15 protein-coding genes are annotated in these 14,384 nt (G+C 70.0%); 8 read left to right on the forward strand and 7 right to left on the reverse strand.

The features are described 5' to 3' along the window. Positions 1 to 4: 4 nt before the first annotated feature. Positions 5 to 361 carry a hypothetical protein gene (locus tag ACN5KJ_RS12065; protein ID WP_347165480.1) on the reverse strand — a complete coding sequence of 119 codons (357 nt, stop codon included), beginning with the start codon at positions 359 to 361 and terminating at the stop codon, positions 5 to 7. A 400-nt stretch (positions 362 to 761) separates the two neighbouring features. Between ACN5KJ_RS12065 and ACN5KJ_RS12070 the strand changes: the two genes are divergently transcribed. Next, positions 762 to 1,127 (forward strand): arginine transporter, encoded by a 366-nt coding sequence (locus tag ACN5KJ_RS12070; protein WP_347165479.1) that lies wholly within the window; start codon positions 762 to 764, stop codon positions 1,125 to 1,127. A gap of 383 nt (positions 1,128 to 1,510) precedes the next feature. After that, on the forward strand, positions 1,511 to 2,470 hold the full coding sequence (locus tag ACN5KJ_RS12075) for a LysR family transcriptional regulator (protein ID WP_206565436.1): 960 nt from the start codon (positions 1,511 to 1,513) through the stop codon (positions 2,468 to 2,470). 238 nt (positions 2,471 to 2,708) lie between these two features. Here ACN5KJ_RS12075 and ACN5KJ_RS12080 read toward each other — a convergent pair whose 3' ends face one another. From ACN5KJ_RS12080 to ACN5KJ_RS12090, 3 genes are all read right to left on the reverse strand, one after another. Continuing rightward, positions 2,709 to 3,476 carry an alpha/beta fold hydrolase gene (locus ACN5KJ_RS12080; protein ID WP_347165475.1) on the reverse strand — a complete coding sequence of 256 codons (768 nt, stop codon included), beginning with the start codon at positions 3,474 to 3,476 and terminating at the stop codon, positions 2,709 to 2,711. Positions 3,477 to 3,777: 301 nt separating this feature from the next. Beyond that, a complete protein-coding gene (locus ACN5KJ_RS12085) occupies positions 3,778 to 4,491 on the reverse strand; it encodes an NUDIX hydrolase (RefSeq protein ID WP_418594231.1) in 714 nt (237 codons plus the stop codon). Between the two features lie 15 nt (positions 4,492 to 4,506). Further along, positions 4,507 to 4,896 carry a DUF983 domain-containing protein gene (locus ACN5KJ_RS12090; RefSeq protein ID WP_347165472.1) on the reverse strand — a complete coding sequence of 130 codons (390 nt, stop codon included), beginning with the start codon at positions 4,894 to 4,896 and terminating at the stop codon, positions 4,507 to 4,509. Between the two features lie 224 nt (positions 4,897 to 5,120). On the opposite strand from ACN5KJ_RS12090, the gene ACN5KJ_RS12095 reads away from it, so the two are divergent. From ACN5KJ_RS12095 to ACN5KJ_RS12110, 4 genes are all read left to right on the forward strand, one after another. Next, positions 5,121 to 5,837: an EF-hand domain-containing protein gene (locus ACN5KJ_RS12095; protein WP_418594233.1), complete on the forward strand. Its 717-nt coding sequence runs from the start codon at positions 5,121 to 5,123 to the stop codon at positions 5,835 to 5,837. 104 nt (positions 5,838 to 5,941) lie between these two features. Further along, a complete protein-coding gene (locus ACN5KJ_RS12100) occupies positions 5,942 to 6,529 on the forward strand; it encodes an RNA polymerase sigma factor (protein ID WP_418594235.1) in 588 nt (195 codons plus the stop codon). Next, positions 6,522 to 6,890 (forward strand): hypothetical protein, encoded by a 369-nt coding sequence (locus ACN5KJ_RS12105; RefSeq protein ID WP_347165466.1) that lies wholly within the window; start codon positions 6,522 to 6,524, stop codon positions 6,888 to 6,890. Before ACN5KJ_RS12100 ends, ACN5KJ_RS12105 begins: the two co-directional genes overlap by 8 nt. Before the next feature lie 3 nt (positions 6,891 to 6,893). Next, positions 6,894 to 7,394: a periplasmic heavy metal sensor gene (locus ACN5KJ_RS12110; protein WP_418594237.1), complete on the forward strand. Its 501-nt coding sequence runs from the start codon at positions 6,894 to 6,896 to the stop codon at positions 7,392 to 7,394. Between the two features lie 347 nt (positions 7,395 to 7,741). Here the strand turns inward: ACN5KJ_RS12110 and ACN5KJ_RS12115 are convergent, their stop codons facing one another. Then, complete coding sequence (locus tag ACN5KJ_RS12115; RefSeq protein WP_418594238.1) at positions 7,742 to 9,211, reverse strand: diguanylate cyclase; 1,470 nt, start codon at positions 9,209 to 9,211, stop codon at positions 7,742 to 7,744. A 112-nt stretch (positions 9,212 to 9,323) separates the two neighbouring features. On the opposite strand from ACN5KJ_RS12115, the gene ACN5KJ_RS12120 reads away from it, so the two are divergent. Continuing rightward, positions 9,324 to 9,608, forward strand: a complete 285-nt coding sequence (locus tag ACN5KJ_RS12120) for a DUF3572 domain-containing protein (protein ID WP_418594240.1) — start codon at positions 9,324 to 9,326, stop codon at positions 9,606 to 9,608. Next, on the forward strand, positions 9,605 to 10,306 hold the full coding sequence (locus tag ACN5KJ_RS12125) for an HAD family hydrolase (protein WP_418594242.1): 702 nt from the start codon (positions 9,605 to 9,607) through the stop codon (positions 10,304 to 10,306). Before ACN5KJ_RS12120 ends, ACN5KJ_RS12125 begins: the two co-directional genes overlap by 4 nt. Before the next feature lie 193 nt (positions 10,307 to 10,499). On the opposite strand, the gene ptsP is transcribed toward ACN5KJ_RS12125, so the two are convergent. Next, the gene (gene ptsP / locus ACN5KJ_RS12130) at positions 10,500 to 12,743 is read right to left on the reverse strand and encodes a phosphoenolpyruvate--protein phosphotransferase (RefSeq protein WP_418594244.1); all 2,244 of its coding nucleotides are present in this window, start codon (positions 12,741 to 12,743) and stop codon (positions 10,500 to 10,502) included. A gap of 358 nt (positions 12,744 to 13,101) precedes the next feature. Continuing rightward, positions 13,102 to 14,361, reverse strand: coding sequence for an aspartate kinase (locus tag ACN5KJ_RS12135; RefSeq protein ID WP_347165459.1), 1,260 nt, complete (start codon positions 14,359 to 14,361; stop codon positions 13,102 to 13,104). Positions 14,362 to 14,384: the final 23 nt, after the last annotated feature.

A 14,384-nucleotide genomic window follows, 5' to 3' on the forward strand; every position in this document is an offset into this window, starting at 1 on the left:
TGCGTCAGACGATCCGTGGAGGCGCTCTGGTGGAATGGTTGATGTTGCGGCCCTGCGACTCGCGGTGCAGCGCTTCGCCCTGCCGCCACAGGTCGTGGGGCACGAAGGCAAGGGACAGCCCGGGAGAGGCCGGTTCGGGCGCCCGGGGCGTCGCGTGACAGAAGGGGCAGCTATGGTCGTGGTCCGCGTGACCGCCGTGGTCCGCACAAAGCGCCAGCGAGGCCTCTCCGTAGATCAGGGCGTAGGCGTCGCGCTGATCGCTGTCGCGGTCGGGGGCCATCAGGCTGACGGACATGACGCTGGTCGAGGCAAGGATAAGCCCCAGCAAAAGCGCGCATGCGGTTGAAACCCAGGATGTCATGGCCGTGGCTTATGGCATCGGAAGCGCGCTGAGGGAACCCGGGATATCGCCGCAGTCCCGCCTCATGGGCAAGGCGGTTGCGCGCCGGGGCTTGGTCCCGGTCCGATGCACATACCCCCGCGTCCTTCACCGCCCCGCAGTCCTTCCGGTGTGGGCGCGGGTCTACATGGGTGAGGCGGCGGTGCCCCCGGGACGGGAGCCGCGGCATGCCTGCGAAACAGGCTGGCGGGCGCCGCCTGGGCGGTCGATCCGCCGACCGCCGTGCGGCCCGCGACGGGGTGGCATCCGAATGACCGCCCGCGCTTGATCGGGCGCGGGATTTGCGGCAGGATGTGCGCCAGAGCAGTGAGGCCGGAGAGACGGGATGACCCGCCCCGCGCCGTGACATGGGCAGGACGACATGAAAACAACAGGACTTTTGCTGCTTGCGGCCTTGGCGCTTGGCGCCTGCGGCGGCGGTGCGAACCGGGCGGACCGGGGTTATATCTCCTACACCACGCCGACCAAGGCCTTTGCCACCGGACCGGTGTCGAACGCCTGCCTGCGGGGCGGACGCAAGGCGGCCTCCACATCGCTGTGCGGCTGTGTGCAGGCGGTGGCGGATCGGTCTCTCTCGGGCTCCGATCAGCGGCTGGCGGCGAAGTTCTTCGCCGATCCGCATCACGCACAAGAGATCCGACAGTCCGACAATCCCAACCACGAGGCCTTCTGGAAACGCTACAAGGCCTTCAGCGCCAGCGCCGAGCGGACCTGCACGGGCGCCTGACGCGCCCGCGCTGCGCCTTGCAGATTGCTACATCACGGCCCCGCTGCCTGCCCTGCGCTGCGGGGCTCGTCTTTTTCGCGCTGAAGCTGTGCGCTGCACCGCAGGCCCTCCGGGGGCGCGCGCGACGACGGCACTGGACCGGGTGATCCAGGACGCGCAGCGCGCCTGCCGCCATGTGGCGGTCTTCAGGATCCCGTGCAGGACCAGACCGGGGCTGTCGCGCGCAGCGCCCTTCACCGGCAGCACATGGGTCGGCCCGGCGGCACCGGCCTGCCCGGGGGCGGATTTCGGCAGCCGGGGCCTGGCTGCGGCCTTGACGGAAGGGGTGCAGTTTCGGAAAAGCTGAAAGTGGCGCAGGCGCAGCGGGGGGAAAAGCGGTGCTGATGAAGGGGGTGACGCTGAAGGGGCTCGAGGTCTTCGACGCGCTGGCGGGCTCCGGGTCCGTTGCGCGCGCGGCAGAGGTGACCGGGCTGAGCCAGCCCGCGGTCAGCCAGCAGATGCGCAACCTCGAAGCGGCGCTCGGCACCGATCTGGTCGACCACGGGCGCAGGCCGATGACGCTGACACCCGCCGGGCGCGCCTTCCTGATCCGCACGCAGGCGGTGCTGCGGCAGCTGCGCCTCGCCCAAAGCGAACTGACGGTGATGGACCTCAGCCACCTCTCAACGCTGAGCCTCGGCGTGATCGACGACTTCGACAACGACCTGACGCCGCGCCTCGTCACCATCCTCGCGGACAGCATGCAGGGCTGCGCCTTCCGGCTGATCACCGCGCCCAGCCACGAGATCGCGGGCGCGATCCGGGCGCGCCGCCTGAACCTCGCCGTCGCCGCCTCCACCGGCGAGGACGCGCAGGGCGTGATCGAATACCCGCTGGCCCGCGACCCCTATATCTTCGTCTGCGCCAGGGGCGCGGTGGCCGAAGCGGGCGATATCGCCGCCCTGATGCAGGCGCGACCCTTCCTGCGCCACGACCGCGAACAGCTGATCGGTCGCCAGATCGAGGCCCATCTCGCCCGGCAGAATCTCAGCTTCGACGCGCGCTTCGAAATCGGCCCGCACCTGTCGCTGATGACCCTGGTGGCGCGCGGGGTCGGCTGGACGGTGACGACGCCGCTGGGCTACATGCGCGCCCATCGCCTGCACGAGGGGATGGAGGTCCACCCGGTGCCCTTCCGCCCCTTCGCGCGCACCATCAGCCTGTTGGCCGCGACCGACTGGACGGACCACGTCCCGCGCGAGGTGGCGCGCACGGTGCGGATGCTCATCGGCGACATGGTCATCGCCCCGGCCCTCGCCCAGCTGCCATGGCTGAAGGGCGACCTCGCGGTTCTGGAGGAATAGGGCAGGCCGCGCCAGGCTGGCAGGATGCCGCGTCCCGGCCCGCATTCACGAATCGGGATGCGCCGTTTCAGCTTTCCGAAAATCAGCGCGCCCCGGCACCCCGAGGCCAGACAGCCCCCTGTCCTCATCACCCCGGATCGCAGGCCGGACGCGGCCCCTGCTTCTTCTTGGTCCAAATACCCTCGGGGGAGCGCAGCGGGGGCAGGGCCCCCTCCGCCCGCTGCCAGGGGGGCGGTCCTCAGCCCTTTGCGACCGCGTCGAGGAAGGCCCGGACAGAGGCCTCGAACCCGCGCGGGTCGTCCGCATGCAGCCAATGCCCGGCCTGCGGCATCTTCGCGAAGCGCGCCTTCGGGAAAGAGCCGCGGATGGTCTCGCGATGCTCGGGCCGGACATAGTCGGACTGCCCGCCCGACAGGAACAGCGTCGGCCCGCTGTAGTGTCCGTCCAGATCCGGGAAGGAAAGGATCTTCGGCATCTCGGCGGCCAGCGCATCCAGGTTCAACTTCCACCGCCGTTCCTTCAGATCCAGCGACTGGGTGAAGAAGCTCTGCAGGCTCTTGTCCGCCACGGTCGGGGCAAGCTGGGCCACCGCGTCCGAACGCTTCTCGACCCGCGACAGGTCGACGGCGCGCATCGCCTCGATAAAGGGCATCTGGCTGTGCCCGTAGGAGACCGGCGCGATATCGGCCACCAGCAGCGAGGCCACCCGTTCGGGGTGCATCAGCGCAAGCGCCATGGCGGCCTTGCCGCCCATGGAATGGCCGACCACATGGGCGCGCCCGCCATGCGCGTCGATCAACTCGGCGAGATCGCCGGCAAGCTCGGGATAGCCGTGGCACTCAGAGCGCGGGCTGTCGCCGTGGTTGCGCATATCCGGGGTCAGCACGTGCCAGCGGTCCGAGAGCCGCCGGGCGATCACCCCCCAGTTGCGCCCGGATCCGAACAGGCCGTGCACGATCACGAGGGGAATGTCGCCGGGGGTGCCGTAGGAAAGCGTATTGAGCATGCCCCGCTGCATACCCCGCGCCGCCGAACGGGACCAGAGCCTTTCTGGTGCGGGCGCCGGGGCTGGTGCTCCAAAGGCGCCAAGGCAGGGCAGTGATCGCGCGCGGGGGGTAAAACCGTCGCCTCTTCCTGCCTGAAGGCCCGAAGCGGGAAGGCAGCCCCGCGGGGGGCGCGGGCGGGGGCCTGGCTGGCACGGGGTTCTGGCGAGGCGCGGCTGGCCGCGCGCGGCCTTTCCGGCTGGCGGCGGCGTTTTCCGATGCGGAAAACGGCCCGAATTCTTTCAAAGAATTCGGCGCCCCGGGTCAGTCCTCGCGCATCGGTCTGCCATGCAGGCGCAGGAACAGGCTCTCTTCCGCGTCATTGTGGAAGAAGGGAACCGATTCCGGCGGCGCCTCGTCGCGGGCGCGGGCGGCGACCTCGGCCAGCACCACTTCGGTGATGAAGGGCAGGTCGAAGTCCCGCACCCGGTCGACCTCGATCCATTGCAGATGGGCCAGCTCGTCCTCGGCCTCGGAGAAATCGTCCGGGTCCGAGACCAGCGCCTCGGCGTCCAGAAGGAAGAACCGCGCGTCGAAGCGGCGCGGCCGGCCCGGCGGCGTGATGGCGCGGAACACGAATTGCAGGTGCTCGGCCGAGGGCCGCAGGCCCGCGCCCGCGAAGGGCAGCCAGTCGGTGGGCACCGTGTCGGGCCAGGGTGCCCGGCGGCCCAGCAGCTGCCCGGTTTCCTCCCAAAGCTCGCGGATCGCCGCAACGGCAAGGCTGTGGGCGATGCCGGCGGGGGCATCGTCCTCCAGCCGCGCGGTGCAGACCGGGGTCAGCGGCGTGGCCAGCGGCACGGCGCGGTCGCCCGCATCCACCGCGCCGCCGGGAAAGACGAACTTGTTCGGCATGAAGGCGGCCTTGGCGCCGCGCTGGCCCATCAGCACCCGGGGCCGGGTGTCGCGGTCGCGCAGCACGATGACCGTGGCGGCATCGCGGATCGGCGGGCCTTCGGCGGCGGCTGTCCGGTCACTCATCACGCAGATCCCCCGTCAGGGGTGCGGGTCGAAACCATGCATGCCGCGCACCCATTGGAAGGCCACCACGACCCCCTTCAGTCGCGGCAGAAGGTAAAGCGACAGCGCCACGCAGCCAACCGCAAAGATCGTGAACAGGGTCAGCGGGTCGGGGCGGAAGGTGGTGAAGACCACATGCAGCATCGGCGCCATGATATGCCCGACGATCAGGATCGTCAGGTAGGCCGGGCCGTCGTCGGCGCGGTGGTGGTGCAGGGCCTCGCGGCAGACCGGGCAGGTGTCGCGAACCTTGAGATAGCCGGTCAGCATCGGACCCGAGCCGCAGTTGGGGCAGCGGCAGCGCCAGCCTTTCCATAGCGCGGACCAAAGCGGATCGCGCGTGTGTTCCTTGTCCTGAATGGTCATGTCACCCTCGTATTTTGGCCGGAAGATGGACCCGCGACGGCGGCGCCGAAAGGGTACAAGATGCCCTTGCGTCGGGATGTCACAGCACGCGCGGCCTCACGGCGACGTGATCCGGCGCCGCGGATTCCCGCGACGGGATCGCCGACGGGCTGCGTGAAAGAGCCATGGACGGCGGGGAAGAGCCTGTCGTTCCTGCGATAACGGCAAGACGGAAGGAACTTGCAATGAAGACGACGGCTCTTTCGATGACCGGCCTCGCGCTGGTCCTGATGACGGGATCGGCAGGCCTCGCACTGGCGCAAGCGCAGTCTCCGGCGCAGGCCCCGGACCAGCCCCCGGCGCAGGCCCGGCCCGCCGAGCGCCCGATGGCGCAGGCGCCGCGCGGCGGTCACGGCGGCCCGGGCTTCGGCATGCCGATCCTCAGCTACGATGCCGATGGCGACGGTCGCGTGACGGTCGAAGAGGTCGAGGCCCGCCAGGCCGAACGCTTCGAGGCGGCGGATGCGGATGGCAACGGGCTGCTGTCGCCGGAGGAGGTCTCTGCCTATGCCGAGGCCCTGCGCGCCGAGCGCGAAGAGATGCGCCGCGCCGCCCGGCAGGCGGCCCTGATCGCGCGCATGGACGCCGATGGCGACGGGCAGCTGTCGCTTGACGAGATTTCGGGCGTGCAGCCCGAGACCAGCCGCTTCGACCGGATCCTCGACTGGCTCGACACCGATGGCGACGGTGCCCTGACCGAAGAGGAACTGCAGGCGCCGCGCAAGCGCATGGCCGAGCGGGGGGCGCATCGTCCCGAGGGCGCGCATGGCATGCATCGCGACGGCGACCGCAAGGGACCCATGCAGGGATACCGGCACGGCGAACACCACGGCGATGAACGCCGCCATGAACGCGGCCATGAGCGGGGCCGGGGCACACCGGGGTGGACCGAGGGCCGCTGAGGCCTTCCCGGCGCGGCCCCGCGCGGGTCGCGCCGCTTCACCCCCGACAGGATTGCGCTTTGCCGGCCTTGCCGCTAGCGCAGAGGAATGGACCGCCCGCAGAGATGCCGTTTGACGCCATGAGCGACCGCAGCGACGAAGAGCTTCTCGCCGACTACGCGGCGGGCCGGGCCGAGGCTGCGCGGGCGCTGACGGCGCGGCTGGCGCCCCGGGTCTATGCCCATGCCACGCGGATGCTGGGCGGTGACCGGGCCGAGGCCGAGGACGTGACGCAGGAGGCCCTGCTGAAGCTCTGGCGGATCGCGCCGGACTGGCGGGCGGGCGAGGCGCAGGTCTCGACCTGGCTGTACCGGGTGACGGCGAACCTCTGCATCGACCGGATGCGGCGGCGGCGCAGCGGCCCGGCGCTGGACGCGATCCCCGAGCCGGAGGACGACAGGCCCTCGGCGCTGGAGGGGATGCAGCAACACGCGCGGGCCGAGGCCCTGCAGACGGCGCTGAGCCAACTGCCGGACCGGCAGCGGCAGGCGGTGATCCTGCGCCATATCGAGGGGCTGTCCAACCCCGAGATCGCCGGGATCATGGACATCGGCCCGCGTGCGGTCGAAAGTCTGACGGCGCGGGGCAAACGGGCACTGGAGGCGCTGCTGCGTGGGCAGCGCGAGGCTTTGGGATACCAGGACGATGACTGAGCGCAGGGATGACAGCGGGCTTGACGCCTTCTTTGCCGCGGCCCGCGAGACGCCGCCGCAGCCGGATGCGGCCTTCCTGGCGCGGCTGACAGAGGGCGCGCTGGACGAACAGCTGGCGCAGGCCGGACGTCTGAAGGCCGGGGCGCAGCGGATGGGGCCGGGGCTTTGGTCCGGGCTGCGCCAGGCCCTGGGCGGCTGGCCGGGGCTGGCCGGGCTGGCCGTGGCCTGTGCCGCCGGGGTCTGGCTGGGCGTCAGCCCGCCAGAGGGCATGAGCGCGCTCTGGGATAGTCAGCAGGCGGGGCTGGGGCAATTGGGCGTGGACCCGGTCAGCGCCTATGACCTCGCGATGATCGGAGGCTAGGGGATGAGTGACATGCGTGGGCCGATGCGGCCCTGGTTGAGGATCGTGCTGTTTGCCTCGCTGGCCCTGAACCTGGCGGTGGCGGGGCTGTTCGCGGGCTTCCTGTTCAAGGGGCCGCCCCGGCATGGCCATGACCGCGACCCGGTGGCGCCCTATACGCGCGCCTTCGACGAAGAGCAGCGCGGCGAGGTCTGGCAGGCCCTGTGGCAGCGGTATCGCGCGGATCGCGCGGCGGACGGGCGCCCGGACGTGCTGGGCGAATACCGCGCGGCGCTGGATGCGCTGCGGGCCGAACCCTTCGATGCCGAAGGCTTTGGCCGCGTGCTGGCGGAACAGGGCGCGCGCGCGGATGAGCGGCGGCAGCGTGGCGAGAGGGTGCTGCTGGACTACGTGACGGCGCTGTCGCCCGAGGACCGGGCGGCCTATGCGGACCGTCTGGAAGTGGTGCTGGAGGAATACGCGGCGCGCTTCGAGCGTTTTCGCAAGAAGGGTGGCCGGGACTGACGGTCTGAACGTCGGGCGTGGGCGCAAGGGCCGAGGCCTGCGGCGTGATGACCGGGGCAGGCGACGTTGGCCTGAGGCGTGTGGTGCGATGACCGGGACGGGCGGCGCAGGCCTGAGGCGTGTGGTGCGATGACCGGGACGGATGATACGCGCTGGCCCGAGGCTTACGGCGCGATGACCGGGGCGGGTGATGCGCGCTGACTTGTGGCTGGCGATGCAATGGCCGGGACAGGCGGCGTTGGCCTACGGCGCGATGACCAGGGCGGGTGGCGCTGGCGGGCGAGACACGGCAGGCTGAACGGGCGGAACCCTCGGCGCCGGTGACGGCCCGGCTGCGGGCTCCGGGCCTATCCCTTTCCGCCCCGGGCGAGGCCCCCGGACAGGGGGATGTCATGGGCGGGCCGCAGGCCGTCCGGTGGCAGGGGCCGCTTGCGCAGGTCCGGCAGGGCGCGGACCGTATCGGCCAGAACGACGGTGTTGCGCCCGGCATTCTTGGCCGCATAAAGCGCGTCGTCCGCCCGTTCGATCAGGTCCATGGGCTGGTCCTCGCCCGACCGCAACGGGGTGGCCACCCCGATCGAGAGGGTCAGGTCGACCGAGGCGCCGCCCGGCAGGCGCACCGGCTGCGCCGCCATGATCGCACACAGCCGCTCTGCCGTGGCCAGCGCCGCGCAACGGTCGGCATCGGGCATGGCGATCAGGAATTCCTCTCCGCCCCAGCGGGCGATCAGGTCGGCGGCGCGCAGGGTGCCGCGCAAGCGCTGTGCCAGCACCTGCAGGACGGCATCGCCGCCGGCGTGGCCATGCACATCGTTGACCCACTTGAAGCGGTCGATATCGGCCATGAGCACCGCGTAGGGCCGCCGCTTGGCGATGGCCCGTTCCGACAGCCGCGACAGGTGGGGCAGGGCGTAGCGGCGGTTGAACAGCCCGGTGAGCGGGTCCAGAACGGCGGCCCGCAGCCCGTCCTGCATGTTCGCCCGCAGCCGGTCGTTGGTGCGCTTGCGCCGGATCTGCCGTTTCAGCCGGACCGCCAGCTCGTCGAGATCCGGCCCGTCGGTGAGGATGTCGTTGGCCCCCATGTCCAGCGCGCTGGCCGCCTCGCGCGGTTCCAGCGGCCGGGCGATGTAGATCAGGCCGGAGTGCCGCGTCGCGCGGTTGGCGCGCAGCTGCGGCAGCAGCGACAGCCCCTCGCCACCGCAGCCCAGGGCCTCGGCCACGACGACCACGTCGGGCGCGGGCAGGGTGCGCAGCGCCTTGCCGGGATCGACCTGGACCACCCGGTCGGCAATCCGGTCCTGCAGCCCCGCCGCCAGCGCCCTGGTGGCGGCAAGCCCGGATTGCGCGATCAGATGCACGATGCCCGGGCCGGAGAAATCGCTGCCCGCCTCGGCCAGTCCGAAGGCGCGCCGCGTGTCCTCGCGCAGTTCAAGTTCCGCCTCGGCGTCGCGTTCCCGCAGAAGCGCGCGCAGGCGGGCCAGCATCACCTTGTCCTCGAAGGGGCGCGACAGCACCTCATCGGCACCGGCGGCGAGCGAGGCCAGGCGCTCTGCCGGGTCGTCGCCGTCGTGCAGGATCACCACCGGGGGCGCGGCGCGCGGGTCGCGCCGGCGCAGGTCGGCGCAAAGCGCAGGGCCGGTCATGTCGGGAAGCGCGGCGGCACTCAGCACGAGGTCGGGCATGGCTGTCCGCACCGCGGCAAGGGCCGCGGCGCCGCTGGCCGCCTGCGTCACCTCGTAGAAGGCGGCGGACAGCTTCACCCGAAGCACAATGCGGTTGGTCGGCACGGCGTCGACGATCAGGATGCGGCCTGTCATGGCTTCCGACTGCTCCTATTCCGCGCCGCGGCACCGGCGCTGCCCTTGCACTTTCGATCCCGCTCAGATTTGATGAAGAATGGTTAAGAAACCCTTTCGAGAACTGAATCAAATGACGATGTCGCGGGAAACCGCCGAAACCACGGGCCTGCAGGCGGTGGCCTGGCTGGCGGGCAACGAAGAGCTTCTGCCGGTCTTTCTTGGGGCCACGGGCGCCAGCGAGGCGGACTTCCGCGCCGGGCTGGAAGATCCCGCCTTTCAGGGCTCGGTGCTGGACTTCATCCTGATGGACGATGCCTGGATCACCGGCTTCTGCGACGCGGCGGGGCTGCGTTACGACACCCCGATGCAAGCTCGCGCGGCGCTGCCCGGCGGCGAGGCGGTGCATTGGACATGAGGCGCAGCATCGCGGCGGTTCTCTTCGACAAGGACGGCACCCTTTTCGATTTCGGCGCAACCTGGGACGGTTGGGGCATGCGGGTGATCGAGGACCTGTCGGCGGGCGATCCCGAGCACGCCCGCGATCTTGCCCTGACGGTGCGCTATGATCTTGCCGCCGCGCGGTTCCTGCCCGACAGCCCGGTGATCGCGGGCACCAACCGCGAGGTCGCGGACTGCCTGTTGCGGGCGCTGCCGGGCTGGACGGGGGCCCGCGTCGAAGAACGGCTGGTGGCCCATGCGGCGGCGGCGCCGCTGGTCGAGGCGGTGGCGCTGGTGCCCTTCCTCGCCCTGCTGTCGGCGCGCGATCTCGACCTTGGGGTGATGACCAACGACGACGAAGCCGTGGCCCGCGCGCATCTGGCCGAGGTCGGCGTGGTGAACATGTTCGACTTCATCGCGGGCGCCGACAGCGGCTTTGGCGCCAAGCCCTCTCCGGCGCCGCTGCTTGCTTTCTGCCGGGCGGTGGGCGTGGCGCCCGGGCAGACGGTGATGGTCGGCGACAGCACGCATGACCTGAAGGCCGGGCGCGCGGCGGGCATGCTGTGCGTGGGGGTGCTGACCGGCGTTGCGGGCCGAGAGACGCTGGCGCCCCTGGCCGATGTGGTGCTGCCGGACGTGGGCCACCTGCCGGACTGGCTGGACGGGCGGATCTGAGAGCCGGGCGATGCGAGAGGCGGCCCCCGGCTGCCGCGCGCCAGAGAGAGGCCGTGATGTCACGCCCCGGGGCAGGGCGCCGCCGGTGCCCCGCACCGCGAAGCCCGCGCGGGGGGCATGACCAGCCACCGGGCGCGGCGCAGCGCGCCACCCCGTCACCAGTCGGTCAGGCGCGCAGGCCTCTCAGGATCGTTCAGGAATTGTCGCGCAGGTAGTCCATGACCGGCCCGCGCACGGATTGCTCGCCGCGCGCGAAGGCCTCTTCGATGACGTCGCGGATCTCGGACAGGCGGTAGCGCATCAGCAGCGACTTCACCGGCCCGATGGAGGCGGGCCGCATCGACAGCGTGCGGATGCCCATGGCGGCAAGGCACAGCGCCTCGACCGGGCGGCCCGCGTCTTCGCCGCAGAAGGACAGCGGCGTGTTCGAGGTCTCGCAGCGCTCGACGACAAGGCGCAGGAACGACAGGAACGACTGGTTCAGCGTGTCGTAACGGCGGCGCACGCGTTCGTTCTCGCGGTCGGCGGCGAAGAAGAACTGCTTCAGGTCATTGCCGCCGATCGACACGAACTCGACCTCGTCGAAAAAGCGTTGCGGCGCATAGGCCAGCGAGGGCGTTTCCAGCATGGTGCCGATCTCGACCCGCTCGGGCACGGTGTGGCCCAGCTTCTGTTCGCGGGCCATGACCTTTTCAAGCTCTGCCCGGGCGTGGATGAATTCCTCGTACTGCGCGATGAAGGGGAACATCAGCGTCAGCGGGCGCCCGTTCGCGGCCCGGATCAGCGCCTGAAGCTGCATGCGCATCACGCCGGGACGATCCAGCGCCACCCGGATCGCGCGCCAGCCGAGCGCCGGGTTGGGCTCTTCGGTGGGCTTCATGTAGGGCAGGACCTTGTCCGAGCCGATGTCCAGCGTCCGGAAGACCACCCGCTTGCCGCCCGCCGCGTCCAGCACCCGGGCATAGATTTCGGCCAGCTCGGTGCGCTTGGGCATCTTGTTGCGGACAAGGAACTGCAATTCGGTCCGGAACAGGCCCACACCCTCGGCACCCGAGCTTGTCAGCGACGGCAGATCGGCCATCAGCCCGGCGTTCATCAACAGGTGGATGCGCTGGCCATCGGCGCTGACGCACTCGGCTTCGCGGATCGAGCTGTAGCGTTCCTGCGCCTTGGCCTGCATCGCCAGCTTGTCGCGGAAGGCGTTGACCACGGTATCGTCGGGGCGCAGGTGCACGATGCCCTGATCGCCGTCGACAAGGATCTGGTCGCCGTTCAGCGCCTCGTTGGTGATGCGCTCGGCATTGATGATCAGCGGGATCGCCAGCGCCCGGGCGACGATGACGGCATGCGAGCCGACAGAGCCCTCTTCCAGCACCACGCCGCGCAGCTTGCGGTTATAGTCCAGCAGGTCGCCGGGGCCGATGTTGCGCGCCACCAGGATCGGGTTCTCGGGCATTTCCGATCCGGTTTCGCGCCCCTGTCCGGTCAGGATGCGCAGCAGCCGGTTCGACAGGTCGTCGAGGTCGTGCAGCCGCTCGCGCAGGTAGCCGTCGGTGACCTGGCTCATGCGGGCGCGGGTCTGGCTTTGCTCTTTCTCGACCGCCGCTTCGGCCGAGAGGCCGCGTCCGATGTCCTCTTCCATCCGCCGCAGCCAGCCCTTGGAATTGGCGAACATGCGGTAGGCTTCCAGCACCTCGACCTGGTCGCCCTCGCCGATCGAGGCCCCGGCCAGCATCTGGTCGACCGAGACGCGCAGGCGGTCCACCGCCTCTTGCAGGCGGGTCAGCTCTGTCTCGGGGTCGTCGGCGACGAGGTTGGTCACCACCACGCGCGGCTCGTGCAGCCAGACGTGGCCCATGGTCGCGCCCTCCTGCCCGGTGCTGCCGCGGAACAGCACCGCCTGCGTGTGGCGCTTTTCCATCGCCGCGCCTTCGCCTACGAAGGCGCCAAGCTCGGTCATCTCGGCCAGCACCATGGCCACGACTTCCAGCGCGTAGATCTCGTCGTCCGAGAACTGGCGGGCCTGTTTCGACTGCACGACCAGCACGCCCAGCTTCTCGCCAAGGCGCTGGATCGGGACGCCGAGGAAGCTGGAATAGATCTCTTCGCCGGTCTCGGGCATGAAGCGGAAGCCCGGTTCCGAAGGCGCATCGGCGGCGTTCACGGTCTTGCCGCTGCGGGCGACCCGGCCCACCAGGCCCTCGCCCAGCTTCATGCGGGTTTGATGGACGGCGGCGGCGTTCAGGCCCTGCGTGGCGCAGAGCTCGAGCGTGTCGGCATCGCGGAACAGGTAGATCGAGCAGACCTCGGTGCCCATGGAATCGGCGGTCAGATGGGTGATCTTGTCCAGCCGCGCCTGCCCGGCGGCATCCTCGGCCATGGTGTCGCGCAACCGGCCGAGCAGCTTCCTGCTTTCGCTTTCCAGAGTATGTGCCATCGGCTGCCCTTGGTCCCCCGGTTGCCAGCTATAGGCGAGTAGGCGGGGGTAGGGAAAGCGGAATGCTTGGATTCACGGGGGATTTCGCACCGGGATGGCGCGGGGATGGGCAGGCGGACGGTCCTGTTCCGCCCATGGAGGCGCCTGCGGCGGGCGGCGGAGCGAGGGGCCGGCCCCTCGCGCTCCCCGGGATATTTCGGGACAGAAGAAGGAGCGGCGCCCCGGTTTTCCGCGGTCCGGAGGTATCCTCGGGGGCATTGTCGCGCCATGGAACCGGGAGGTCATGGCGCAGGGCAGGGCCCCCCGGGCCGGAGGGCCGCCGAAACCGGGTGACGCTCAGGCCGCCCCCGGGCCGCCTTCAGGCGACCTTGTCCAGTCCGAAGGCGTCGTGCAGGGCCTGCACTGCAAGCTCCATGTACTTGCGTTCGATCAGGACGGAGATCTTGATCTCGGAGGTGGTGATGACCTGGATGTTGATGCCCTCGTCCGAGAGCACCTTGAACATCTGCGCCGCCACGCCCGCCGCCGAGCGCATGCCGATGCCCACGACCGAGACCTTGGCCACATCGGTTTCGATGGCCAGCGTCTCGTAGATCAGCTTGCCCGCGGCCTTGGCGTCGCCAAGCGCCTTCTCGGCGCGCTTCACCTGGTTCACCGGGCAGGAGAAGGTCATGTCCGTCACGCCTTCGGTATGGCCCTTGTAGTTCAGTTCGGACACGTTCTGCACGATCATGTCCACGGTCACGCCGGCATCCGCCAGCGTGCCGAAGATGCCCGCGGCGATGCCCGGACGGTCCTCGACGGTGACGAGGGTCATCTTGGCCTCGTCACGCGAATAGGCCACACCGGCCACGACATTCGATTCCATGATTTCCTCCTCGTCGCAGACGAGCGTTCCCGCCTCGTCGGACTGTTCCTCGAAACTCGACAGCACCCGCAGGCGCACCTTGTAGCGCATCGCCAGCTCGACAGAGCGGGTCTGCAGCACTTTCGCCCCCAGAGAGGCCAGTTCCAGCATCTCCTCGAAGGAGATACGGTTGAGCTTGCGCGCCTTTTCGCAGATGCGCGGATCGGTGGTGTAGACGCCGTCCACATCGGTGTAGATGTCGCAGCGTTCCGCGCCGAAGGCGGCGGCGAAGGCGACGGCGGTGGTGTCCGAGCCGCCCCGGCCCAGCGTGGTGATCCGGCCCTCGGGGCTGATGCCCTGAAAGCCCGCCACAACGGCGACCCGCATGCCCTCGCCGAACTTGGCGGAGATGTTCTCGGTGGGGATCTCCTCGATCCGGGCATTGGCATGCACGCCGGTGGTCACGACCGGCACCTGCCAGCCCTGCCACGACCGTGCGGGCACATCCATGTCCTGCAGGGTCAGCGCCATCAGCCCGGCGGTCACGTTCTCGCCCGACGACACCACGGCGTCGTATTCGCGCGCGTCGAACAGCGGCGAGGTCTCTTCGACGAGGCCCACCAGCTTGTTGGTTTCGCCCGACATGGCAGAGACGATGACGATAACGTCGTAGCCTTTGGCCACTTCGACGCCAACGCGTTTCGCGGCGCGGCGGATGCGGTCCGGCGTGGCAACCGAAGTGCCGCCGAATTTCATGACGAGAACGGGCATGGGGCGGGTCTTTCCTGACAAGA

Source organism: Ponticoccus sp. (in: a-proteobacteria), assembly GCF_048381735.1.

Bases quoted from the DNA above. Each gene is read 5' to 3' on its own strand.
- ACN5KJ_RS12125 (WP_418594242.1), top strand. From the start codon at position 9,605: ATGAGGCGCAGCATCGCGGCGGTTCTCTTCGACAAGGACGGCACCCTT.
- ACN5KJ_RS12135 (WP_347165459.1), bottom strand. From the start codon at position 14,361: ATGCCCGTTCTCGTCATGAAATTCGGCGGCACTTCGGTTGCCACGCCG.
- ACN5KJ_RS12115 (WP_418594238.1), bottom strand. From the start codon at position 9,211: ATGACAGGCCGCATCCTGATCGTCGACGCCGTGCCGACCAACCGCATT.
- ACN5KJ_RS12120 (WP_418594240.1), top strand. From the start codon at position 9,324: ATGACGATGTCGCGGGAAACCGCCGAAACCACGGGCCTGCAGGCGGTG.
- ACN5KJ_RS12075 (WP_206565436.1), top strand. From the start codon at position 1,511: ATGAAGGGGGTGACGCTGAAGGGGCTCGAGGTCTTCGACGCGCTGGCG.
- ACN5KJ_RS12090 (WP_347165472.1), bottom strand. From the start codon at position 4,896: ATGACCATTCAGGACAAGGAACACACGCGCGATCCGCTTTGGTCCGCG.
- ACN5KJ_RS12085 (WP_418594231.1), bottom strand. From the start codon at position 4,491: ATGAGTGACCGGACAGCCGCCGCCGAAGGCCCGCCGATCCGCGATGCC.
- ACN5KJ_RS12095 (WP_418594233.1), top strand. From the start codon at position 5,121: ATGAAGACGACGGCTCTTTCGATGACCGGCCTCGCGCTGGTCCTGATG.
- ACN5KJ_RS12080 (WP_347165475.1), bottom strand. From the start codon at position 3,476: ATGCTCAATACGCTTTCCTACGGCACCCCCGGCGACATTCCCCTCGTG.
- ACN5KJ_RS12065 (WP_347165480.1), bottom strand. From the start codon at position 361: ATGACATCCTGGGTTTCAACCGCATGCGCGCTTTTGCTGGGGCTTATC.
- ACN5KJ_RS12070 (WP_347165479.1), top strand. From the start codon at position 762: ATGAAAACAACAGGACTTTTGCTGCTTGCGGCCTTGGCGCTTGGCGCC.
- ptsP (WP_418594244.1), bottom strand. From the start codon at position 12,743: ATGGCACATACTCTGGAAAGCGAAAGCAGGAAGCTGCTCGGCCGGTTG.
- ACN5KJ_RS12105 (WP_347165466.1), top strand. From the start codon at position 6,522: ATGACTGAGCGCAGGGATGACAGCGGGCTTGACGCCTTCTTTGCCGCG.
- ACN5KJ_RS12110 (WP_418594237.1), top strand. From the start codon at position 6,894: ATGAGTGACATGCGTGGGCCGATGCGGCCCTGGTTGAGGATCGTGCTG.
- ACN5KJ_RS12100 (WP_418594235.1), top strand. From the start codon at position 5,942: ATGCCGTTTGACGCCATGAGCGACCGCAGCGACGAAGAGCTTCTCGCC.